Origin of the sequence: Streptomyces sp. NPDC048370 (assembly GCF_043200825.1) — a bacterium.
In the GTDB taxonomy this organism is placed as follows: domain Bacteria; phylum Actinomycetota; class Actinomycetes; order Streptomycetales; family Streptomycetaceae; genus Streptomyces.
The window spans coordinates 15,175-37,758 of sequence record NZ_JBICYI010000002.1 but is presented as its reverse complement, the minus strand read 5'-3'; the positions used below and the strand labels follow the sequence as shown (position 1 = coordinate 37,758).

Here is a 22,584-nt window from a genome sequence, read left to right as displayed (position 1 = left end):
CGACACGCCAGCCCCCTCACTCCTCCCCGGCTGGTGGGTTCAGCGCCGGGCGAGTTCCTGCTGCCAGATGGGGCTTTCGAAGTAGTGGTTGTCGAACTGCTCGGAGCTGTCGCGGATGTCCTGTACCGAGGCCTCACCCCGGTACACCCGCTCCAGCAGCCGGTAGTAGTCGAACCGGTCCATGCCCGGCGTGAAGACGACGAGCATCTCGGCCTCGCTGTCCGGAGCCGGTGCGAAGGCATGCGGGACAGTCGGAGGGACGGTGAGGAAGTCGCCCTGGCCGAGGGTGAGGACCTGGTCGTCGAGGAGGATCCGCATGGATCCGCTGAGTACGTAGAACATCTCGGTGGCCCGGGTGTGGAAGTGGGCGGGAGCACCGGGCGAGCCCTTGTGGAGCGTGGCGCGGTTGGCGGTCACCGCGCCGCCGGTGGCGTTCGCGTCGGCCAGCAGCGTGATGAGGCTGGTCGCTCCGTCCTGCAGCGTCTCGGCCTCCTCGGCGCGGACGAGGACGGGCGTCGCGGCACTGGTGAACGTCATGGTCACTCCTGGGTCTTGGTGGTTCCGCCGCCCGGCGTTCCCGGCGACACCACTGAATCTAGACCTGATAAAGACCCGGAGAAGGGTGCATTGAAGGCGCAGAATCCTGGGTCAATTCTGGCAGTGCGGGAGGGGACGGACCGCCGAGGAGCGGCTGTGCCAAGAGGAGGCCCCGAGCGGTGTCGCCCGGGGCCTGTCATCATGTTCCGTCGCGTCCGGCTGTTCCCGCCCACGTCGGTTCCCCGCGGGCCGCAGGCCACCGGACTCCGGCCGCCCCGCAACCTGAGCGCGGCGCCGTCGGGTACCGGTGCTGCCGGGCCCGTCGGGTACTGCTGGGGGAGCGGGCCCCGGGCTCGGAAGTGGGAGCCCGGGGCGCCATGGTGCGTCAGCTCATCTTGCGGGGCACTGCTTCCACGCGAGGTGGTAGATGGTGCTGATGTCGCCGTCGGTGGAGTCCATGGTCATGTAGCTGGTGGTGGCCGGGTTCGAGGTGCCGGCGTTCACCCGGAGTTCGGTGTTGATGTTGAAGTTCCGCTGCACACCGCAGGGCGCCCACACGAGCTGCGCCCAGTCGGTGTTGTCGGTGGCCTGCCAGTTGTCTTCGTACGGGCCTCGGAAGGTGTGTGTCCGCGACGCGGTGTTCGGCGATCCCTGGAAGTAGTACGAGGCCTTCTCGGTGCTGCTCGCGCCGGGCTTGAGCGAGGCGTAGCCGCGGTAGTCGGCGCTGGCGATCGCGTAGGTGAATCCCTGGGGTACGTGCACCAGGAGGTTGAGCTGACAGTTCCTGCGGGCCGCGGTGGGGGAGGAGTCGCCGCCCGCCTGCGCCAGGTACTCGCTGTAGGTGACGGTGAAGGCGGTGTTGTCCTCGGACACGGCGATGGCGGCGGTGCCCAGGGGGCAGCCGGAGCCGTTCACCGTGGCGACGTCGATGACGATCCTGTCCGGGGGCGGGTTGGTGATCGACGACGGGCCTGCCTGCGCGGGCAGGGCCGAGGCGAACAGAGCGGTGATCGCTCCGCTGACCAGCAGCGGGACTCGCATGGTTCTCCCATCCGGTGCTTCGGTGCCGGGCGAGCGCGGGCGCACGGGTGCGTCCGGCCGCGGGCTGGGGGGTGCGGCGCGCCACAGGAGCGGGCGGCCGTCACGGACCTGGTGCGGTGGATCGAGGCGCTGGCGGTACGGAATGGGGGTGGTGCGGCCGGCAACAGTTGAAGCATCATGTACATGCCGTGCACGGCCCCCGGGGCGCCCCACCGGTGTGGGCGGGGGTGGTCGAATGCTAGAAGCCCGCGCGCGGAAGGGCAGGGGAGAGCCCGGCCAACAAACACCCCCCGAACGCCCCCATCTTTGGCTCGGAACAGCGGGTCCCACCCCTGACACCCCACACGAACCGTCCGCCCCGCACGTCACACAGCCGCGCTAGAAGGCAAGAGGACGGCCGGGGTGCCGGCCGGCAGCGGTGACGGTGATCGGCGTCTCGATGACGAGTCCGCCTTCGAGACGGATACGGCCGTCCGTCGGGACCGTGATCAGTGAGCGTTTTCAGCTTCGCCGCTCCAGGGTGACGCTGTGGCCCTCGCTTGAGTCCTGGAAGCTCCTTGGCTGGGCACGCCGGGCGCAGTGGGTTGTCTGTGAAGAGTCGCGGGCGGTCACTTCGCTGAGGGGCCGGCCCTGCGCTTCGGGGCGGAAGATGATCGCGGGAAGGAACGGAACGCATGCTCGAAGTACCATCCCTGCAAGGTCCTCCGGCCTGTACTTCCCAACCTCCGCAGTGGCGTAGTCGGACGGAGACATCCCTGTAGAGAGGGCAGAGGGCGATGAGTGTGGCTGAGAGTTGGTCACGTGTGATGAGTCTTCTTCGGGAGCACGCGCCGGCCGATCACGCGGATCTGCCAGGGCCCGCTACGGAGCAGATACTCGCGGCAGCCGAGGAACGGATGGGGATCTCCCTGCATGGGGACCTGCGCACGTGGCTGTTGCAGAACAATCTGGATCTGCCGGAGGAAGACGTCGACGACGAAGTGGCATGTTGCGGCTTCGACGGGTTCCCCGACGAGGGAAGCTTCTTTCTGGGTATCCGGGCGATGGAGAGGCTCTACGCGAACCGCTCCACGTCCTGCGGATTCGACCCTCCGGACCAGCCGGACAATCCGTTCTGGCGTAACGAGTGGATCCCGTTCCTCTCGGACCAGGACGGTTGGATGGGAAAGTTCATCGATGTGAGGGACGGGCGCGTCGGCAGATGGTTCGTGGGTGACCCCACGGTCAAAGGCGAGTACGAATCGATGGCCCAGTATTTCGACTCCGTCGCGGAGACGCTGACGAGGATCGCCGATGGAAGCTCCTCGGTCTGTCGGTTCACCGAAGGTCGACTTGTCTGGTCGTGAGACGGTTCCCAACTGGATGACGGCCATTGCCAATCCCTCCTCACCCTGGAACGGCAATGATGTTCATCAGCGTTGACGTTCAGGGTGAGGAGGGCTGCGGCGATGACGGTCATCCGGTTGGGGCTGCAGCGGGCCCGACGGAAGATCTGCCAGGACTTGAGTCGCGCGATACTTCGTTCGACCGGCGCTCGTGCCGCTGACAGGGCTCGGTTGATTGCCTGCTGGGTTGTGGTGAGGTCCTGGCCGGGAAGCCGTCTGATGGGCGTGGTCACCCAGGGGCCGGCCCCGATGTAGGCGCGGTCGGCGAGCACGGGGACGCCCTGGCGTTCGCAGATCCGGATGATGCGGTGGGTGCGGGCCGCGGTCAGGTCGTGGGTGCGGCCGGGCAGCGTGGGTGAGATCCACAGCAGCTTGCCGGTGGGATCGGCCACGACCTGCACGTTCACGCCGTGACGGCGGTGCTTCTGGGAGAAGTCGGCCCGGCTGTCGCCGACCCGGGGTCGCACTCGGCGAGCGTCCCGTCGAGCAGGACGTGATCAGGATCCGTCTCGCGCAGGACACGCAGCAGACCGGGTGCCGGGCGGGACAGGTGATCGACGACGGCCGTGACGTAGGCGTGGGCGGTCCCGACGGATATGCCGAAGCCGGCGGCGAGCTGCGTGAGCGTGTCGTGCCGGCGCAGGTAGACCAAGCCGACGAGGGCACGCTGGTGGGGCGGGAGCTTGCAGCGTCGGTCACCCTCACGGGTGACCGTGAGCATCGATACCCACTCGACCAGAGCGTGAGGCAGATCGAGTGCGGCAGGACGGGGAACCAACGAGGCTCCTGCGCTGATGAGTTGAGACGTCGAGCACCTCGCTCAACGGCACGGGAGCCTCGTGAGTTGCGGGACGCTGGCCCGTCACCCCATCAGTGGCCACTCTGAAAGAGCTCAGAGATGCTGATCCGGACCTGTTAGTCGAAGGCGGCGTGTGTGACTCGAGCACCGACCAGCTCTGCGGGGGACTTTCACCACACCAACAGCGGCTCAGCGCGTCGTGAGCAGTGTGGACCGGCGGCCACGGCGGCAAGGCGCTCAGGGTTGCGAACCGAGAGCTCCATGCTCTTGGGAAAGTAATGCCGCAGCAGGCCGTTGGTGGGTTCCTTGGAACCGCGCTGCAAGGGGCTGGCCGGGTCACAGAATCCGACCGGGACGTCGGTGGCGACGGTGAACTTTACGAACTACACGCATGCGGCCCACCCGGACCGATGCCGGCGCCTCCCGATCGCGCCGCAAGGGACCACCTCCTCGGATCCACGACGAGCTCCGCGTCTTCCTCACCGGGTATAGGTGGCCGGCACGATCAGCCGCGCGAGCGGGCGGCGAGCCATGCCGCGTTCGAGGCCGGGGCGCATCCGTGCTCCTGACGAACTCCGCACGCAACGTGGGCAGGTGACCAGTTCCCAATTCACCCGTGCACAGCAAGTAGCCCCTCCACCGGCCAGCCCCGTGGCCAGCGGAGAGGGTGCCCCGCCGGGCCTCCGGCGGGGCGCCCCAGGCCGCTTCCTCCTGAACACAGCGCGGGCGTCGTCCCCGAGGCTGCTCGCGGGGCCGTCTATGAGTCGTGGTTCACCATGACGTCGAAGCCCTGAAGTCCGCCCTGCAGCAGGCCGTCCTTGTCGGACAGCTGCATCGGCTCCTGAAGCGTGTAGGTCTGGTTCACCGGAGGGAAGCTTCTGAGGTTGGTCCGCAGGTTCGCGGCGATGTCCTGCGGCAGGATTACCTCGCCTCCATCCACGCTGATGGCATCGGCGTCCATGCCTCGAGCCTCCGCGGCCTTCGCGAAGACCTCCGCGACCTCTTCGGCCGACTGGCCTCCCGCCGGGATGATGTGGATCTCGTCGCTCATGTGATTTCTCCTAGGGTGCCGGGTCCGGACGTGATCATGCTGACGCCTGGTATGGGTTCGCAGCATGTTGGCGTGCCGTGCGAGGCAAAGAATCACCTCTGGGCCATCGCACGAGTTCGCGGCATTGACGCTTCTGACCCGATGCGACGGAACGGGCGCAGCCCGACACGCCGACGTGCGTTCTCAAGACTCATCAACATGCCGGGAAGCGCTGTCGCCCGATCGTCCCCGGAGTCAACGACCAGCGTTTTCCGTTCTCAGTGCCTGATGCCGATCTCGGACCCAGTGAGAGGCGGGGCTCACCTGGTGGTGATGGTGCCAGCATGGCTGTCCCTGAGATCATCCCTATTGCCTATGAGCCGGACAATCGAACGAGCATCATCGGCCGGTTCAGTGACGGTCAGTTTCTGGCTTCAGTCACCTATGCATTCCCAGATGGGTTCGCGATGGGGGACGGCTGGGAGGAGCAGAAGCGGCTCTTCGTCGTGCTGCACAAGTTCGACCACGACGGGCACCACCAAGAGTCCGACATCTGGTGCGCAGGTACTTGGGCAGAGCAGATGAAGCGTCCGCATGACGAGCGTTCCGTGGTTGCCTGCGCGGAATCCCAGCTGGCCGACGTCCTCGCCGGCCTCGCAGAGCGTAAGTACTGCGACATCGCGATCCAGCCATTCCAACTCACCTTTGATGGTGTGGTCTTCGGCCTCATCACGGAGTGCCATGCAGAGGACGACTCCGCCGATATGGAGGGCTACTTCGAGGTCGGCGGCGGCCGGGAGGAGAACGCTCTGACCGGGGTGGTGCGAGAGCGCATGGCGATGGTCGGTCTTGGACGTCATCGCCGGGGTCGTCGGCGAAACCGCAGTAGCGTCGCTGCGAGTTCGGGTAGGCCTTGATGACGGCCTCCACCGCCCCGAGCGAAGTCTGCGCCTCCCCGTACCTCCCGGGGAGCGCTCTGGCTGCGTCGCTCGTACCGGGGCTGCCCAAGCGGGAGTCGCCAGGAACCCGTGGGACGAACCGTGGTGGATTCGGCAAGGCACTGTCATCGAACCGTGAAGGACAGGCGCGAACCTGGTGTCCACCACAGCGCAGTTCGAGCGCCACCATCGGGGGAGTACAGCCATGAGTACCGTTCGCAGAGCCGCAGTCGCCACCGCCCTCCTCGCTGTTTCCGTACTGACCCTGACCGCCTGCGGTCCCTCCGAGGACGGCGCCGCGGGCGGGACCGACGTGCCGACGACCGCGACTCCCACCTCCCAGCCGCAGCCCGCCAAGCCGTCTGGACCCGCAAAGCCGTCTGCGCCCGCCAAGCCGACGACGCCCGCCAAGCCGGTCTCGCCGACGGTCGATCCGGACTACGACGTCTTTCCCTGCAGCACCTACGACGTGACGTTCACCGCGAGCCGCGCAGAGCCCACGACCAGCAGCTACCTGTTGAAGATCACCAACAAGTCCGGCAAGCCGTGCCGGGTGCTCGGCCACCCCGTCGTGACCTTCGGTGACCTGGATGGGCAGGCGACGGAGCGCGGCACGGCCCCCGGTATCGAGGAGGCCATCCGGCTCGCACCGGGCCAGTCCGCCTACGCCGGTCTCATGGGAGGCCTGAAGGACGCCGAGAGCAAGACGGTCTCCTCGATCGCGATGACCATGAACACCGAGTCCGACCTGGAGCAGCTGCCGCTCAAGGCCTCCACGCCCGGACTGAACGTGTCCGACGACAACTCGGTCACCGCGTGGATGGACAACGCCGAGGACGCACTCAGCCTGTAGTCAGGCCTGTCAGGTCCCCTCTCAGGCGCCTCCGCCATGCGGGGGAGGCGAGCGCGGGTCGGTTCTCGCCGGCCTGCGCGGAGACGGTGCGGGTCGCTCTCGCCTGGGGATGCCGGGTCCCGGGTCCCGGCGGGCACAAGGGCACAGTGGCGGCCCGAACGGCCTGCTTCCCGCTCCTGCGGGGCGGTTTCGTCGGCCGTGGACTTCTCGCAACCTACGTCGGTGCCTCGGCGTCCCATTCCATGACGGACGGCTGCCGATCACCCGGGAGAGCCCATGGCGAAGAAAACCCAGACGCAGGACGCGGCGAGCGAGAAGGACCGCGAGAAGTGGATGGCGCGTTTCCAGGTACGGCTGGCCATGCAGCCGGGCGTGGACCGGGCAGTCGTGCTCCAGGCGGTCAAAGAGGTCACGGCGCACTGTGCGGAAACGGGAGAACACCCGCGGACCGCCTTCGGCGACCCCGACGCCCACGCTGTGCAGACCGCCGCGCGGCTGGTGCCGGCGGACCGGGCGGCGCGCGAGAGCCGGCGCAACACGGGGGTGGACACGCTCGATTCCGTGCTGAAGAGGGCCAGGGACATCGCCGGTCTGTGACCGGTCGATGCCCACCGCCGGTGCCCGACAGCGCGCTCAGGCACGGACACACCTCCTTCGGGTCTCATCGCCCAGGACGGAGGCCCGGTCGTGTTCGCCCACTACTCCGACATCACGGGCAACGGGAACCGGGAGCTGGTCGAGGGTGGGACGGTCACCTTCGACGTGACTCAGGGCCAGAAGGCCCCCCAGGTCGAGAACAGCGTCTGCGGCTGACCTGACGGGGAAATGCGTGCGACCCCGCGAGAGTCACTGTGTAGAGTGGACTTACCGACGCGGGGTGGAGCAGCTCGGTAGCTCGCTGGGCTCATAACCCAGAGGTCGCAGGTTCAAATCCTGTCCCCGCTACGAAAACAAGGGGCCCGGCACAGCCGGGCCCCTTGTCGCGTTCCCGGCACGGCTGCCGGAGCCAGGAGCTGCCTGGGAAGGGACGATCAGTAGGCGGAGTCGACGTTGTCGATGGAGCCGTACTTGTCGGCCGCGTAGTTGGCGGCCGCAGTGATGTTCGCGACCGGGTCGGTCAGGTCACGCGGGGTGCCGGCGACGTGGTAGGCGTCGAAGGTCGGCTGGATGACCTGGAGCAGGCCCTTCGACGGCGTGCCGTTCTGCGCGTTCACGTCCCAGTTGTTCTGGGCGTTCGGGTTGCCGGAGGACTCACGCATGATGTTGCGGTGCAGGCCCTCGTAGCTGCCGGGGATCCGCTCGGACTTCATGATGTCCAGCGCTTCCTTGATCCAGCCGTCGAGGTTGTCGGCGTACTGCTTCTTCTTCGCCTTCTTCGCCGCCGGAGCATCCGCCGCTGACACCTGGGACGCCGAGACATTCGCCGACACCGGGGCTGCCTGAGCGGGCGACGGGATCAGCGTGAGCGCCGCTGCTGCGGCACCCGCTGTGGCCATGCCTGCGACGGACAGCTTGCGGAATCGGGCGATGCGGCTGGTGGTGTTCTGCGTGGGGGCGGTCATACGCGAGTAACTCTCCATCTGGCGACGACGTGGGGATGCCGACCGCATGCGGTGGCGGCGGAAGCGGAGCAGTACTCCGCGAGGTGGCCGGGGCGGTCGAGCGAACCTGCTCTGCTGTCGGGCCCCGCACCGGGATCCCCGGAACGACAGCCATGGTTAGGGGCGCTCCGAGCCGAGCGCAAGGGTGTGACGTACTACCCCACCACATAGCAAATCCCTCAAAGCCCTGTCGCAATCCACCTGGGCACGGGATCGCGGGACCCCCGCGTACTACCTCCCTTAGGACGTGACGTGGCTCCTGTGCGGGGCATCACAGCCACGGCCCCTGCCCTGGCGATCTCGTCACTCACCGGTCGAACCGGCTCACGCTCCGGACGCAGCCAGGGCGTAGCGCTCGTCGAGGCCCGCTAGGGCCTGTTGCGGAAGTGGATCTTTCTTTACAGTGATCACGGTGTAGCGCGAGGGGATAGGGCAGACCGGCGATGACACAAGAGCCGAAGTCGTGGTACAGCGTCAGGACCTTCTATCGGTGGCTGACCTGGGAGAACCGCCCCTACGAGGAGCGCGTCGTCCTGTTCCGGGCGCGGTCCCTCGACGATGCCCTCGAACTGGCTGAGCGGGAGTCGGCCGAGTATGCGGGGGAGAACGACTTCGAAGTCCTCGACATGATGCAGACCTACCGGATCTCCGACGGCGACGAGGAGGTAGGCGCGGGTACGGAGGTGTTCTCCAAGCTCCATGCGCTCGACCTCCCGTCGAACGAGTTTCTCGACCGCTACGACTCAGGACCGGCACACACTGACGTGGGTGAGTGATGTCGTTCACGGCAGTTGGGCCGGCAACAGGCCGAGGTTCTCGGTCACCCTTACCTTTCACCATGAGGCCGTGTATCGAAAGCGCCGCGAGTGGGGGCTGTTCCATCCCGCCCGTGCTGGCCGCCAGGCGGTTACTTCGCGTTGATGGTGAACCGCGTCTGGATCATCGCCGCGCAGCCAGGTGCAGCTTGGTGGTGAACCCGCCGCGCGAGCGTCTCAGTCCCTGACCACCAGGCTCGGTGAACACACCGCCCGGTGGTTCCTCCGGCAGATCACCCTGCTCCGGGCCCCGGCCTCATGCTGGTGGGCACGGCACACCGTGGAGTCGGCGCTCTCCGTCGGCCAGGGCCTGGAGCCGGGTCAGGACCCGGTGTCAGGTGCCGTCCCGCTGCCATCGGCGGAACAGTCGTAGACCGGCCCCACGGCCACTAGCCGGCGTGCACGTCCCGCCACGGCACGTCGGTCCGGACCCGGAACCGTACGCCGTCGATCAGCTGCCGCCGAGGCCAGGCCGGCGGCCGCCCTCCCTCCGCGCCCTCCAGCAACAACGACTCCGGCACCGCCCACGGCTCGTCCGTGAGGTCTCCCCGCCCCATGACCAGAGATCATCCATCGCTCAAGATCCACTTTCGATACGCGGCCTAGCGGTCAGGTCTGCGGAAGAGGGCGAGCGACTTCGTGAGGGTTTTCAGCGGTGAGGTGCCCTGATCGGCCGTAGCCGGTGCGGGTGGGCGAGGTGTGTTGTTGCCGCTGGTGGCTTCGGCGAGCGCGGCGTGTGCCGACTCGGCCGCCTCACGGTAGAGGTCGCAGGATGCTGTCATGGCCTTGAGCGCTTCGGCGTACCGGGTGACCATGGCCCGTGCGTGGACGAGTTCCTCGTCGGGGGTGAGCAGGTGCCAGCCTTGGCGTAGTCGTCCCAGGGCTTGTTCGGCGTCGGCCGGCAGCGGTCGTGGCAGCGAGGCGAACTCCACGATCTTTTCCAGGAGTCCGGTCGGCTCGGTACCGTCGAGGAAGACGTTGCCTACAGTGAAGCGTTCCGCGTCGTAGCCCAGGGTCTGAGGTGCGGGGGGCAGGACGACGGCCCCGCCGCGCGGTAGCCCGACGCCCAGCTCACGCTTCATCGCGAAGTCGGCGATCAGCGCCTGCTCCGGCGTGGCCCGGTGCTCGATCACTTGGTGCTTGAGACTCGGTGGCAGGAATGCCGTGACCGGCCGCCGCCCCAGCGCGTCCGGCGTCATCGCCTCGTGCACCACGACATGGATGAACCAGCTCTGCCGGGCGCAGTCTCGCAGCAGGCGCCGCAACTCGCCATCGTCTTTGGGCAGGTAATTGGTCGTTCGTAGACGCCCGCCCGGCACCCTGTCGTGATCCCAGGCGACCTGGTCGCTGTCGGGCCAGAACACGGTGGCGGGTGAAGGCCAGCTCGCATCCCACGCCCGCTCCGCCTCGGCGGCCAGCACCCAGGCGACCTCACTCTCGTTGTCGGTGCGGCGGGACTCAGGCTCGTAGGTCGTCAGTTGAGCGCGCACCGTGACGTTGCCCGTGACGCGCCAGCGTGCTTCGAACAGGCGGCGGGCCGAGGGGCCAGGGTCGGCGGACTCGTCCCGGGGGAACAGATCGGTCGAGCGGGCCGCCTCGACGGGGTCGAGGTCGAGGAAGTCGTCGATCACTCTGGCCGCCTTGAGGGCGAGCAGATTGCGTCGGACGTCACGCTCGGCCTCGGGACCGAGGTGACGCCCACGTCCGAGCCATGTGTTACCGGGGACAGTGGTCGATGAAGAGCTGCTCTTGGCCATGGAACCGTCCAGTGGGTGATCGGGGCTCGACCAGTATGGTCCGCGGCCCGAGCGGCAGAGTCCACCAGCCCGCACCGGCCCGGCGGGGCACGCTTCCTGGTGTGAGCTCCCACGGGTGCTGGCCAGACCCCGTCATATGCCGTGTCTTGGAAGCCGTTGCCGTACCGATCATGGAGTCTGTCGATCGAACGGAAGTCTCGAACGGAAGTCTCGAACGGAAGTCTCGAACGGGAGTCTCGATCGGGTGATCGCGGGCATTGCCCGGCATGAGAGCCGGTCCTGGCGGTACGGGCAAGATCCAAAGAAGCGGAGTGCCGCGCGCTGATACGGTCGGGCGCTATGAGCTGGCTCCCCGACAACTTCGCCCATCCCGTCCTGGTACCGCTGCCGGGCAGTGGTCATCACCTGCGGCCGATCCGGGAGGCGGACACCCCGCTCGACTATCCGGCTGTGATGGGTTCGCGCGAGCGGCTGTGGACCATCTACGGCCCAGCCTGGGGCTGGCCTGCGGCCACCATGACCTACGAGGCCGACCAGGCCGACCTGTTGCGGCACGAGAAGGAGATCGCCGCACACCAGTCTTTCAACTATGCGCTGTTCGACGCGGCGGAGACAGCTCTGCTCGGCTGCGTCTACATCGACCCACCGGAGAAGGCCGGCGCGGACGGCGAGATCTCCTGGTGGGTGGTGGACGAGCTGGTGGACAGCAAGGTCGAGCAGGCCCTCGATGAGCTGGTGCCGCAGTGGATCGCCGCCGACTGGCCGTTCGAGCAGCCGCGATTCCTCGGCCGAGAGATCTCCTGGTCGGACTGGCTCACCCTGCCGGAGCACTCCGACGCGTAAGTAGCTTTTGTCGTACCGAGAGGCTCGGTTGCGGGGCGAACTTGGGTCCTCGGTTGGGTGATCGGCTCGTGGCCGTTGAATGAAAGCAGAGCCTCCCGCACAGCTCATGGGTGTTGAAGTCCTTCGAGCGTCAGGAGGCCCTGTGCCTCAGTGGCTGTTGTTGTTCCGAACTTGAGGAGTGCTGGTCGAACGGGAGTCACCTCAACTCCCGACCCGACCGCTCCTCCTCCGCCATCGTGACCTCCGCGTCCATCACACTGAGCGGCAGCATGACCGCGCGCACCGGGTGGATGTCACGTCGCCGAGGTGCCCGGCCACAAGGCGAGGGCAGAGCACCCACAGGCACGACGCCTGGCGTACCGCCACCACCAGCGTCCTCGCAGCAGTGCGCAGCTTGTCGCCCGAGCGGTGGGAGGCGAGGACGTCTGCATGGCCAACCGGCGGCGACTGTGAAAATCGCTGTCCGATCACCGGAGCACGGTGATAGACACCCGGCGTGGAAAAGAATCTTGAGTTCCCTGACCTGTTGCGACTGATCGATGAACGGTCGACCGCCTTCCGCGCCGTGGTCGCCGCCGCGCCCGGTCTCGACGCGCAGGTGCCGACCTGCCCCGGGTGGACGCTGTTCGATCTGGTGAAGCACCTGGGCGGGGGAGACCGCTTCTGGGCCGCCATCGTCGGCGCGGGGCCCGCCGACGCGCCCCCTGCCGAGGCCGTTGCCGCGCGCGCCGCGCTGGAAGTGCCGCAGGAGCGTGAGGCCCTGCTGGCCTGGCTGGACGCGTCGACGCAGCTTCTGCTGGGCGCCCTGCGCGCGGCGGGACCGGAGAGCGGTTGCTGGACGTGGTGGCCCGCGTCGCAGTCACCGCAGACCGCCGGCGGCACCGCCCGGCACCGGGTCCAGGAGACCGCGGTGCACACCTACGACGCCCAGCTCGCCGGGGGCTCCCCGCAGCCGCTGCCGGTCGAGCTGGCACTCGACGGTGTGGAGGAGTTCCTGTTCACCGTCTGCGCAACGCCGAGTGCCTGGCCGCACAAGCCCACGGCCTTCGACTTCCACGCCGCCGAGGGCCGCTCCTGGCGCCTCACCGTCGACGGCGACGGCGCACGCATCACCCGCATCCCCGCTCCCACCGCCGCGACCGGCGAGGACTCGGACGCAGCCGGCGCCTCCGTCCACGGCACGGCCAGCGAGCTGGTCCTCTACCTGTACGACCGGATCCAGGCCGACTCCTTGCACGTTGACGGCGACGCAGGGCTGCTCGACCTGCTCCGCGCCTGGGAGCCGGAGGAGAAGTAGGACGTAGCGGGGGCGGTTGGCCGCGCCTCGAGCCGGTAGGACACGACTCTTCGCCAGGTTCGTCATTCGCGGCACCGGGCTCAAACCCGCGAGGTGGCCTCGGGGCGTCACCAAGCCGACCGTCTACCTGGATGGCAGTGCGAATTTGTCCGTCCCAGCGATCACGAGAAGCGACGCGACTGCCGTCGTCCCGATCCTGGTCGGCGACTACGGCACCGACTACCTCCTCACCCATACAGGCAAGAGCTACGCCCAGCAGATCGCCAGCTGGGAAGGAGATTTCTCGGGAACTGGCCTGACATGGCACGAACTGATCCGCATCGCTGGACAGCCCTTAGCGGCCTGTTAGTTGTCACTGACGGGCCGGGACGGGTTGGTGCTGACAGCCGCGACGGACTGCCAGGTCGGTCTCGCGCCGACTCCCGCCGGCCGAGCGTGCGCTGGTAGAGGCCGAGCCGCGTACCGACGGAGGCCAAGGCCCCAGCGGCGATGCCTACGTCACGGGGCCGCAACCGTCCGGGGAAGCGCGGCTGCGGGTGTCAGCCGCGTGGCAGTTCGGGGAACCGGTCGTAGTCGGGATCACCTGGGGACCCGACGGACTCGATCCGCTCGGGCGGGATCGGGGATGGGTAGCGTGGTACTCGACGAACTTGCGAACTGTTGCCGACACCCAGGCCGGTAGGCCAGCTCAATGGGAGCGCCGGCGACGGTGATACGCGAACGTCAGGGCTAGCGGCAGGAGGCCCCACAAGGTGAACAGGCCGCTGACCGTTGTCGCCGGCACGTCCCAGCCCTCGGCGTACGGGAAGCCGTATCGTCTCGGCCTTCCTGAACACGAAGGTCACTTGGACGAGGCGGCGGCGCCGCTGATGCCGCGGCCCCCCAAGCCCGAGCACTGACCCCCGGCGGCGCCCCGAAAACCCGGGGATTCGCCGCTCACCAGCGCCCGGGCCTGCGGTAACTGCCCACGGACGGGGTGGGCGACTCTGCCTGGTCCGCCCCGTCCGGCTCCGCTCAGGCGGTGGTCGGCGTCGACAGGTACGCGACACGCAAGGGCCGCGTCCACGGCACGGCGCTGGTCGATGGCGAGCCCCGGTGGCTGGTTGACCTGCCGGCTGACCGGGAGGCGTCAAGCCTGGCCGAGCGGGCTGGCGCAATGTCCGGGGATCGAGGTGATCGGCCGAAACGTGCCGGGTCCTTGGCGGAGGGCACGCAGTCGGGGCAAGCCGGGCGGTCCAGGTCGCTGACCGGTGACATCTGTGGCACAACCTCAGCGAGGCCGCCGAACGGGCCGCTTGGCCAAGCGGGCTGGCGCAATGACCGGGTATCGAGGTGCCCGCCACCGCCAGCGGTTGCGCGTCCCGAACAGGTTGAGAAGGGATCCGACGAACGCGCACCGCCCGTGGGGACGAGCCTCGCCCTGGAAGAGCGACCGGTCCGCCCATCGCATCCGGGACAGCTACGCCACGGTCCACACCATGCTGGAGGCCGGCCACGGCCGCCATCGGCCACCAACTCCACTGGACGCACCGGACCGTCAAAGGTCACTTGGCATTGCCGGTGGACGGCCGTCGCCGGCGGCATCGTGCTGCGCACGGTCCTGGTTCGACAACCACACCCCGGACGCGGAACCGAGATCGAACGCCCGCGAGCCCGGAACCCCGCCCGGCCAGTTCCCGACCAGCAACCAGTCGCGATGCGCAGCTGAGTTGCCGAATCCTCTCGTCGGTCCGCCCTGGGCGCGTTACGATCACGACCATGTGTTCCGTCATCCACAACTGGCAGGCAACCCGTACCCGGTCGGCGCTCTGACCGTGGGGTCGGCCTTCGCCGACACCAGGTCCCACGTCCACCGTTCGCCTCAGGATGACGAGGATCTTCACCATGCGCGCAACCATGCGCCCAACGTTCGTATTCGTTCACGGCGGCTCCAGCAACGCCCGGGCCTGGGGCCCGTTGCAGAACGAACTGGCCCTGCTCGGACACCGTTCGCATGCCGTCGACCTGCCCGGTCACGGCGACGCCGCTGACGGCCCCGCCGCCTACTACCGCCTGCCGCAGGACATCACCGAGCTGGCCGCCGCCCCCTCGCCGATGCGGGGTGTCACGTTGCAGGACAACGTGCGCCACGTGCTGGGAGTCCTGCGTCGCCTGACCGTGACCGGACCCGTCGTCCTGGTCGGCAACAGTCTCGGCGGTCTGACCATCAGCGCCGTCGCCAACGCCGCGCCAGAACTCCTTCACCGCGTTGTCTACCTATCGGCGGTATGCCTCAGCGACCCGGCCATGCTCACCGAGCCGTGGGACGTGGTCGACGACAACCTGCTCGACGCCCTGGCCGCGCGGATCACCGTGCCCCACGCGGACGGCCAGGATCAGGGCGTGGTTCGGCTGAACTGGCGCAGTGCGCACGCCGACCCGCACCTGTTCGCCGAACTGAAGTACGCGGTCATGGCCGACTCCACCGACCACCAGTTCCGGGTGCTGCTGGACTCCATGGACCCGGACGAGAACTACGCGGTGCTGGAGCCAGGTGCGGTCGTCCGGGCGGACGGATGGGGACGCGTCCCGCACACCTTCGTCCGACTCACCGAGGACAGGAGCTTCCCTCCGGCCGTCCAGGACTACATGATCCGCAAAGCTGACGCCCTGACTCCGGACAACCCGTTCGACGTGTGCGCCCTGGCCACCTCGCACGTCGGCTACTTCAGCCGGCCGCAGGTCTTCGCGGAGCTGTTGGCCAGCCTCGTCTGAGGCGTTCCGGCGCCCCGGGCCTCCCCGCCGCCGGATTCGGCGACGGGGGTGCCCGGGGCGCTGCGTACGAGTGCCGCCCGGACAGGCTGTGCTCGTGCACCAGCTCAAGGAAGTGGGGCGACTTGTTCTCGTAGACCGCTGATGAGGGAGCACTGTCGCGGGACGTCACCTCGGTCTGCGGCCACCACAGAACGGTGAGGGGCCGGGGCCCGGGTGGTGAGTCGGTCAACGCCAGGCGCCCACCGGCTTCGACAGCGAGATCCGCACACGCTGCAACGTGGCCGAGCGCACGACCAACCGGCTCAAGAACTCCCGGTCCGTCGCACCCGCTACGACGGTGAGGACTGCAGTGCAGTGCCGTCTCGGTGGTCGCCCGACACCGACGCGCCTGGACCGCCGGCCAGGCACTGCTTGGCTGCGCGGTTCTGGAGTACGCCCAGGGCGGCAGCCTGGTGTAGGTCGCGTACGACGGTCCGGTCATGGCAGGTTCGTACGACGGGCCCTCCCAACCCGCCCGCTCGAACCGTCACCGGCTGCTGTGCCTGGCCTGCGCCCCCCGGGTCCGGGGTGAGACCCCAGCGACGGCTCGGCCGCCGCTGGGACCTCGTCGAGGCGAACTCGACCGGCGTGTACGTCAACGCCTCGCGGACGCGGTGCTTCGGTCGACGTCGGCCCGCGTCGTGCCCATCCTCGGGCCGTCGACCCAGGGGGCCGACTCGACGGCGAAGATGGTGGAGCCGGAGGAGCCCCAGCCCGCGGGACGTTGCCCCGGGGGTCCCACGTCCTCGCATTGCACTGTGCGGGAGGTGGCCCGTCGTCGCACGCTTCTCCCATCCAGTGCTTCAGCGCCGGGCGAGCGCGGGCGACCGGCCGCGGACCGCTGGGACCAGGCAGGGTCGCTCTGAGCGGGAAGTGCCCGTCAGGGCCGCAAGCCGGCCCGCCTGAGTGCGACCTTGCAGAGGTCGGCGATGACGAGCTGGTCCCCCCGGCGCCAGGCGTCGGCCAGTCCGCCTGGAGGGACCGGGAGCGCGGCCAGGTCGCCAGGCGGGCCGGTGAGAGCACGCAGGGCGAGCAGGTCAACGCCTCCGGGCGCGTCGACGAGTCGTCGGATGGCCGTACTGCGCCGGATCCAGCGCAGCCGCGGGGGGAGCCACAGCAGCAGTACGAAGGCCACCGGGACGACGATCAGAACCGTTGTGGTCAAGGTGGCCACCTGGCTGACAGCATGCTGCAGAGATTCACCGGCGTCGGCAAACCCGGTACTGGCGTCAGCGGCGGACTGGAGCGGTTTCGAGAGCAGGCCGCCGACGAGCGGCACGTCCGATGCCGCATCGCCGGCGTTGCCGAGTTCAGTGGCCAAGCTGTCGCCCGAGCTTTCGACCTTCCGCCCCGGCTCAGCCAGAAGCATGATCGCTTCGCGGACCGTGAGGGCGCACCACACCACCGCGGCGATCAGGAGTACGGCGATCAGATCCACGAGCACCTGACGGTTCCGACGAGCAGGTGTCTGAGCGTACAGGCGCATCGGCGGCCCCTTCGGTCAAAGGCGTCGAGGACGACCGGTCGCCGGGCGCGGCTCAGCCGAACACGTCGGATTCGACTCTTCCACCTCCTTGCGCGGACAAACCCCGTGACACGACGCGCGGCCGGGCCCCGGTGAGTGAGGATCAGGACGCCTGACGTGGTCGGCAGCCCACTCCGCCACGAACCTGAGCAGCGGCCCTACCTCGAGGGCTTCGACGACACCCCGCGCCTGCGGGGATCCCCTACGTGGTGTCGATCTCGTCCCAGAGATTCCGGGGCATGCGAGGATGGCGGCTCAGTTGAGTGCGGCCTGGCAGGCTGGGGCGAGCTTGTCCCTTCGCATGGTCGGCCCCGTCACTGCTCGATCCGGTTGACGCACAGCTCGACCGCTGCCCGTACTCGGTGCCTCGCGCCGGCGCTGGGATCTGCGGAGCTCCCCCGGGGGCTCGCAGGCCGCCCCGCTCGCCTGTCCCACGGGGCAAGAGGCCGACCTCGGCGCGCGAGGTACTCAGCCGCGGGCCCGATGAACGCATGGGTGATTGAGTAGCTGCGCCCAGGCCTTCGGGGGAGCGCGACCCCGACGATGGAGGTCGATTCCGCGACAGTCAGGAAGGCCCCGCATGCTCAGTCGTCTCGCCGCCGCGATCGTTCCCGTCCTGGGGCGGCTCGCCGTCACGGCCGACGTGCCTCGGGCGCCCGAAGGCGGCGCCGTGATCGTGGCCAACCACACCAGCCTCGCCGACCCCGTCGTCGTCCTGGCGGCCCTGCGCCGTATGAGCATCGAGCCCGTCGTCCTCTGCGCGGCCGGCCTGTGGCGAGTCCCGTTGCTCGGCGGCGCCCTGACCCGCGAGGGGTACGTGCCCGTGCGTCGCGGCACCGCCAGGGCCGCCGAGGCCCTCACCGAGGCGGAAGCCGCCCTGCGAGCCGGCCGATGTGTCCTTGTGTACGGCGAAGGCTGTATTCCGCCCCGCCGGGACGCGTCGGACGCCCCGCCGCAGACCTTCCGCAGCGGCCCGGCCCGACTGGCGATTCGCGCCGGAGTCCCGTTGCTCCCGCTCGGCCAGGCCGGCGCCCGGCGCATCACGTCCGGCAGCGTCGCCAAGCAGCTCGCCGGACTTCTCACCGCCCCGTTGCGCCGCCCCCGCCTGCACGTCCACCTCGGCGCTCCAGCACACCTGCCCGCAGACACCGCCTCCGCGACCGACCTGATTCGACAGTCCGTCACGTCCGCCTGGCGCACGGCCGCGGACCGTCGCGTGGCGACCGGCTCGCGCCCGACCAACTGAGCACCCGCTGCGCTCCGCCACCTCCTCCGGGTGGCCGACCGCGACCGGAGATCAGCGTCCGCGCCCAGGAGCCCGCGCTCCGAGGGCGTACCGAGCAGTGGACTTCCGCGGTGACGGCGCCCCGCAGTGGAAGTCCGGCGCCGGCAACGTCTACGCCGACGAGGGCAACCACTGGGACGTGACGTTCTACAACTGCGGCGGCTGTTGAGTGCCCGCTCGCCGGGTAGCAGGGGGCGGTCTGCCGGACGCCGGTTCCGGCGGACCGGCATCCAGTTCGTGTTCGTGCGGGGCCGCCCTCGTTTGGGTGGATCGCCCCGGACCATCCCGGCGGGTCCCCATTCGGTGGCGCGATCAGCCCGGTGGCGCGCTCACCGGTGATTCCTCGATGCCTGCGCCGCCTTCGGCTGTGCGGCGGTGGACGCGCCGCTGCTGACAGATGTCCTGGGACATGCCCCTCGCACGCCCGGAAGGCGCACTCGCCGCCCAAACCTACGCCCGATCCGAGGAATCCATCGCATTCTCACGTCGCCCCCGAAGCGAAGAGTGAGGACCGGGCGCGACGGATGCGTTCTCGAAGGTTCCGTGAGGGACAAGAGAGCAGGCTCGGGCGTCTGCGGGGCGGCCGCGACGCGATGCGCGAGAGCTCCGTCCGGTCATGCGCGCGGGTCCGCTGTCGGTGAAGAACCTGTAAACGCACCCGTGTTGTCGCCTGTGCGTCCGGCGGCACGCTCTTGTGTGCGACTGCGACGCATCGGAATAGTGCGGCGGGTCATCCTCCGTACCCGGACCCCCACTTCGTCCGGGCACGGCCCCCCACAGGAGGTCACTTTGAAGCACCGTCGCATCACCACGCGAAGGACTGCCGTCGCAGGCGGAGCGGCCGCCGCTCTGGTCATCGCGGGAATCACGTTCCAGAGTGCGAACGCCACCGACAGCACCGAGCAGTTCTCCGTCAAGGCGCTGACCGCGCCGGCCGCCGGCACACTGGCTCTCTCGCTCAAGACGGACCTGGGCGCGGCAGAGGCGGGCGCGTACTACGAGACCGGCACCAAGACGCTCGTTGTGAACGTGGTGTCGGAGGACGCCGCACAGACCGTACGGGCAGCGGGTGCCAAGCCGCGGGTGGTCGAGAACACACTCGCCGAACTGGGCGCCGCACGGAAGGCCCTGACCGAGAACGCGACCATACCGGGCACCTCCTGGGCCACGGACCCGGTCAGTAACAAAGTGATCGTCACGGCCGACCGCACGGTCTCGGGGGCGAAGCTCACCACACTGCAGCAGGTGGTGAGGAACCTCGGTGGCAAGGCCGAGCTCAAGCGCAGTGCGGGCGAGTTCAAGACCTTCGCCTCGGGCGGCGACGCGATCCACTCCGGCGGTGGGCGCTGCTCGCTCGGCTTCAACGTGGTGAAGGGCGGCGAGCCGCACTTCATCACCGCCGGGCACTGCGGTGATACCGGCAGCGAGTGGTCGGACTCGGCAGGCGGCGCGGCGATCGGCGCGATGGTCGAATCCCAGTTCCCGGGCAACGACTTCGCGCTGGTGAAGTACAGCGGCGACACCCCGCATCCGAGCGAGGTCAACCTCTACAACGGCAGCGCTCAGGCCATCACCAAGGCGGGCGATGCCACGGTCGGCATGCCGGTGCAGCGCAGCGGTTCGACCACCCAGGTCCACGACGGCGAGGTCACCGGGCTCGACGCGACCGTGAACTACGGCAACGGCGATGTCGTCGAAGGCCTCATCCAGACCTCTGTCTGTGCCGAGCCCGGCGACAGCGGCGGCTCGCTCTTCGCCGGTGACACGGCCATCGGTCTCACGTCGGGAGGCAGCGGCGACTGTTCGTCGGGTGGCGAGACGTTCTTCCAGCCCGTGACAGAGGCGCTCTCGACCTTCGGCGCCGAGATCGGCTGACGGCGGGATCGCCGACCACCGTGGGACCGTCCTCCCCGACCAGGGGGACGGTCCCACGTCACGTCCCAAGGTGACCCTGCCGTGCTGCGCACCTGACGCTCCATGCCCCCGACCTCCCGTACGGCGTCACGCGGGTACTCGAGCCGGTTGGTCGGCAGCGCCCAGCCCCGGGTACCGCCGACGGAGCTCGCGCGGTGAGCCGTACGCGAGCGTCGCGACGGCCTTCTCGGAACGGGCACCGGAGGCGCACTCCAGGTGAGCGCAGTCCAGCTGGCGTCCCCGAGCAGCACCTCGTCCGGGAACTCCGCGTTGTGGACGGCGAGGAGGTCGACGGACCTGCCGTTGGCATCGTTGTCATTGGTGGTGACCGGGGCGTCCTTCCACTTCTTCAGGATCTTCCCGACGCCGACGCCGACGCCGACGCCGACGCCCGCCGGCAGGTGAACGCGTTCTTCTCGGCCACCAGCCTGGACTCCTGGCCGACGCCGAGGCTGTACGCGTATCCCGACGCGGGCACCACGAGATGGTTGTCGTACGCGTGGACCTTGCCGAAGCGGACGCGCGGCGCCCGCTCGATGACGTTCTCGAAGAGGTTGTGGTGCAGGGTGACCCGCACCTTGTCGCGGTCCGCCGCGCCCGCACTGTCGCTGTTGCCGATCATCAGCGTCTTGTCGTGGGTCGGCGAAGGCGTTCCAGGAAAACGGTCACGAGGATGGCATCCAGCGTTCACGACGTCCTCAGCCCGGAACACGAGCTGATCGGCTTCGGCCCGCCTCGGCCCGCTGCTGCCGCCACGGGACTGAGGCCTGCGTTCCCGCCCACGGGCCGCGGGGCACCACGGCCTCCTCGCCACTTACTCAGGTTTTCCACCGGATGCCCCGGGCACGCGCGCTGTCGGAACCGATCAACGAGGAGGCAGGGTCATGCGCGCACTGACGTGGCAGGGGACCAGGGATGTCCGGGTGGAGTCGGTGGCCGATCCCGCGATCCAGGACCCCTCGGACGTCGTGGTCAGGGTGACCTCGACCGGTATCTGCGGCTCCGACCTGCACCTTTACAACTTGCTGGGTGCCTATCTGGAGCCCGGCGACATTCTCGGGCACGAGGCGATGGGCCTGGTCGAGGCGGTGGGACCAGAGGTGTCCATCCTGTCCACGGGCGACAGGGTCGTCGTCCCGTTCAACCTGTCCTGCGGACGGTGCTTCATGTGCGACCAGGGCCTCCACTCGCAATGCGAGACCACGCAGGTGCGCGAGTACGACAAGGGAGCCTCGCTGTTCGGCTACACGAAGTTGTACGGGCAGGTGCCGGGCGGCCAGGCCGAATACCTGCGCGTGCCCTTCGGCGACACGCTGCCCGTGAAGGTGCCGAAGGGGCCGCCCGACGAGCGGTTCGTCTACCTGTCCGACGTACTGCCGACAGCTTGGCAGGCTGTCGAGTACGCCGACGTGCCCCCGGGCGGTTCTCTCACGGTGCTCGGGCTGGGCCCCATCGGGCAGATGTCCGCCCGCATCGCCCTGCACCGAGGGGCCCGGCTCGTGGTGGGCGTCGATCTCGTCCCCGCCCGACTTGAGCGGGCGCGGGCAGCCGGCGTCCATACCCTGGACCTCACCGAGCACGGCAAGAAACTCGCCACCGCGGTGAGGGACCTGACGGACGGCCGGGGTACGGACTCGGTCATCGACGCGGTGGGGATGGAAGCCCACGGAGCGCCGCTGGCCGCGGCCGCGCAACGGATCACGGCATTGCTGCCGGACCCCCTCGCCCGCCCCCTCATGGAACGGGCCGGAGTCGACCGCCTGGCCGCTCTGCACACCGCGATCGAACTGGTCCGGCGCGGCGGAACGGTGTCCGTCTCCGGCGTCTACGGAGGAGCTGCGGATCCCATGCCTCTGCTGACCATGTTCGACAAGCAGATTCAGCTGAGGATGGGCCAGGCCAATGTCCGGGCGTGGGTGGACGAGATTCTGCCCCTGCTCGACGAAAGCGATCCCCTCGGAGTGGAGGGCTTCGCCACGCACGTCATGCCCCTCGAGGAAGGACCGCGCGCATACGCGATGTTCCAGGCGAAGGAGGACGGCATGATCAAGACGCTTCTCCGCCCTTGAACGACGCTGCCCTGCTTCTGATCGCCATCGCCCGGGATGTCCGGCGGCTGGACGGGAGGTCTGGGCCCCGCGCTGCCCAGCGCGGGGCCCAGACCAACCGTG

Annotated in this window: 20 protein-coding genes, 1 tRNA gene and 2 pseudogenes; 13 read left to right on the top strand and 10 right to left on the bottom strand. The window is 68.8% G+C overall.

Features of this window, described 5'->3' with window-relative positions:
• Positions 1-39 precede the first annotated feature (39 nt).
• Positions 40-537: a cupin domain-containing protein gene (locus tag ACGFYP_RS04000; RefSeq protein WP_393486133.1), complete on the bottom strand. Its 498-nt coding sequence runs from the start codon at positions 535-537 to the stop codon at positions 40-42.
• Positions 538-927: 390 nt separating this feature from the next.
• Positions 928-1,578 (bottom strand): DUF4360 domain-containing protein, encoded by a 651-nt coding sequence (locus ACGFYP_RS03995; RefSeq protein ID WP_393486131.1) that lies wholly within the window; start codon positions 1,576-1,578, stop codon positions 928-930.
• A 776-nt stretch (positions 1,579-2,354) separates the two neighbouring features.
• Here ACGFYP_RS03995 and ACGFYP_RS03990 point away from each other — a divergent pair.
• Positions 2,355-2,924, top strand: coding sequence for an SMI1/KNR4 family protein (locus ACGFYP_RS03990; protein ID WP_393486129.1), 570 nt, complete (start codon positions 2,355-2,357; stop codon positions 2,922-2,924).
• 80 nt (positions 2,925-3,004) lie between these two features.
• Here ACGFYP_RS03990 and ACGFYP_RS03985 read toward each other — a convergent pair.
• The 3 genes and pseudogenes from ACGFYP_RS03985 to ACGFYP_RS03975 form a co-directional block, all read right to left on the bottom strand.
• Positions 3,005-3,741: pseudogene (locus ACGFYP_RS03985) on the bottom strand (transposase family protein); the annotation flags it as partial.
• Positions 3,742-3,932: 191 nt separating this feature from the next.
• Positions 3,933-4,136: pseudogene (locus ACGFYP_RS03980) on the bottom strand (IS30 family transposase); the annotation flags it as partial.
• Positions 4,137-4,519: 383 nt separating this feature from the next.
• Positions 4,520-4,813 carry a hypothetical protein gene (locus ACGFYP_RS03975; RefSeq protein ID WP_393486127.1) on the bottom strand — a complete coding sequence of 98 codons (294 nt, stop codon included), beginning with the start codon at positions 4,811-4,813 and terminating at the stop codon, positions 4,520-4,522.
• 323 nt (positions 4,814-5,136) lie between these two features.
• On the opposite strand from ACGFYP_RS03975, the gene ACGFYP_RS03970 reads away from it, so the two are divergent.
• The 5 genes from ACGFYP_RS03970 (at position 5,137) to ACGFYP_RS03950 (ending at position 7,528) form a co-directional block, all read left to right on the top strand.
• On the top strand, positions 5,137-5,709 hold the full coding sequence (locus ACGFYP_RS03970; RefSeq protein WP_393486125.1) for a hypothetical protein: 573 nt from the start codon (positions 5,137-5,139) through the stop codon (positions 5,707-5,709).
• Between the two features lie 226 nt (positions 5,710-5,935).
• Positions 5,936-6,583 (top strand): DUF4232 domain-containing protein, encoded by a 648-nt coding sequence (locus tag ACGFYP_RS03965; protein ID WP_393486122.1) that lies wholly within the window; start codon positions 5,936-5,938, stop codon positions 6,581-6,583.
• Between the two features lie 276 nt (positions 6,584-6,859).
• Positions 6,860-7,180, top strand: a complete 321-nt coding sequence (locus ACGFYP_RS03960; RefSeq protein ID WP_393486120.1) for a hypothetical protein — start codon at positions 6,860-6,862, stop codon at positions 7,178-7,180.
• Positions 7,181-7,246: 66 nt separating this feature from the next.
• Complete coding sequence (locus ACGFYP_RS03955) at positions 7,247-7,396, top strand: cold shock domain-containing protein (protein ID WP_393487432.1); 150 nt, start codon at positions 7,247-7,249, stop codon at positions 7,394-7,396.
• A 58-nt stretch (positions 7,397-7,454) separates the two neighbouring features.
• Positions 7,455-7,528: transfer RNA gene (locus ACGFYP_RS03950), tRNA-Met, on the top strand.
• 86 nt (positions 7,529-7,614) lie between these two features.
• Here ACGFYP_RS03950 and ACGFYP_RS03945 read toward each other — a convergent pair.
• Positions 7,615-8,145 (bottom strand): transglycosylase SLT domain-containing protein, encoded by a 531-nt coding sequence (locus ACGFYP_RS03945; RefSeq protein WP_393486118.1) that lies wholly within the window; start codon positions 8,143-8,145, stop codon positions 7,615-7,617.
• A gap of 482 nt (positions 8,146-8,627) precedes the next feature.
• Here ACGFYP_RS03945 and ACGFYP_RS03940 point away from each other — a divergent pair, with 482 nt between their 5' ends.
• Complete coding sequence (locus ACGFYP_RS03940) at positions 8,628-8,960, top strand: DUF4288 domain-containing protein (protein ID WP_393486115.1); 333 nt, start codon at positions 8,628-8,630, stop codon at positions 8,958-8,960.
• A 428-nt stretch (positions 8,961-9,388) separates the two neighbouring features.
• Here ACGFYP_RS03940 and ACGFYP_RS03935 read toward each other — a convergent pair whose 3' ends face one another.
• Entirely contained in the window at positions 9,389-9,556 is a 168-nt protein-coding gene (locus ACGFYP_RS03935; RefSeq protein WP_393486112.1) for a transposase, read from the bottom strand.
• A gap of 45 nt (positions 9,557-9,601) precedes the next feature.
• A complete protein-coding gene (locus tag ACGFYP_RS03930; protein WP_393486110.1) occupies positions 9,602-10,756 on the bottom strand; it encodes a hypothetical protein in 1,155 nt (384 codons plus the stop codon).
• Positions 10,757-11,095: 339 nt separating this feature from the next.
• On the opposite strand from ACGFYP_RS03930, the gene ACGFYP_RS03925 reads away from it, so the two are divergent.
• The 3 genes from ACGFYP_RS03925 (at position 11,096) to ACGFYP_RS03915 (ending at position 15,650) form a co-directional block, all read left to right on the top strand.
• Positions 11,096-11,599 (top strand): N-acetyltransferase, encoded by a 504-nt coding sequence (locus tag ACGFYP_RS03925; RefSeq protein ID WP_393486108.1) that lies wholly within the window; start codon positions 11,096-11,098, stop codon positions 11,597-11,599.
• Positions 11,600-12,095: 496 nt separating this feature from the next.
• The gene (locus ACGFYP_RS03920) at positions 12,096-12,896 is read left to right on the top strand and encodes a maleylpyruvate isomerase family mycothiol-dependent enzyme (protein ID WP_393486106.1); all 801 of its coding nucleotides are present in this window, start codon (positions 12,096-12,098) and stop codon (positions 12,894-12,896) included.
• Between the two features lie 1,884 nt (positions 12,897-14,780).
• Positions 14,781-15,650, top strand: coding sequence for an alpha/beta fold hydrolase (locus tag ACGFYP_RS03915; protein ID WP_393486104.1), 870 nt, complete (start codon positions 14,781-14,783; stop codon positions 15,648-15,650).
• 919 nt (positions 15,651-16,569) lie between these two features.
• Here ACGFYP_RS03915 and ACGFYP_RS03910 read toward each other — a convergent pair.
• Entirely contained in the window at positions 16,570-17,175 is a 606-nt protein-coding gene (locus ACGFYP_RS03910) for a hypothetical protein (RefSeq protein ID WP_393486102.1), read from the bottom strand.
• Between the two features lie 619 nt (positions 17,176-17,794).
• On the opposite strand from ACGFYP_RS03910, the gene ACGFYP_RS03905 reads away from it, so the two are divergent.
• Complete coding sequence (locus ACGFYP_RS03905; RefSeq protein ID WP_393486100.1) at positions 17,795-18,460, top strand: lysophospholipid acyltransferase family protein; 666 nt, start codon at positions 17,795-17,797, stop codon at positions 18,458-18,460.
• Between the two features lie 828 nt (positions 18,461-19,288).
• A complete protein-coding gene (locus ACGFYP_RS03900; RefSeq protein WP_393486098.1) occupies positions 19,289-20,374 on the top strand; it encodes a S1 family peptidase in 1,086 nt (361 codons plus the stop codon).
• A 388-nt stretch (positions 20,375-20,762) separates the two neighbouring features.
• Here ACGFYP_RS03900 and ACGFYP_RS03895 read toward each other — a convergent pair whose 3' ends face one another.
• The gene (locus ACGFYP_RS03895) at positions 20,763-21,035 is read right to left on the bottom strand and encodes a hypothetical protein (protein ID WP_393486096.1); all 273 of its coding nucleotides are present in this window, start codon (positions 21,033-21,035) and stop codon (positions 20,763-20,765) included.
• Positions 21,036-21,297: 262 nt separating this feature from the next.
• Here ACGFYP_RS03895 and ACGFYP_RS03890 point away from each other — a divergent pair, with 262 nt between their 5' ends.
• Positions 21,298-22,482 (top strand): alcohol dehydrogenase catalytic domain-containing protein, encoded by a 1,185-nt coding sequence (locus ACGFYP_RS03890; protein WP_393486094.1) that lies wholly within the window; start codon positions 21,298-21,300, stop codon positions 22,480-22,482.
• Positions 22,483-22,584: the final 102 nt, after the last annotated feature.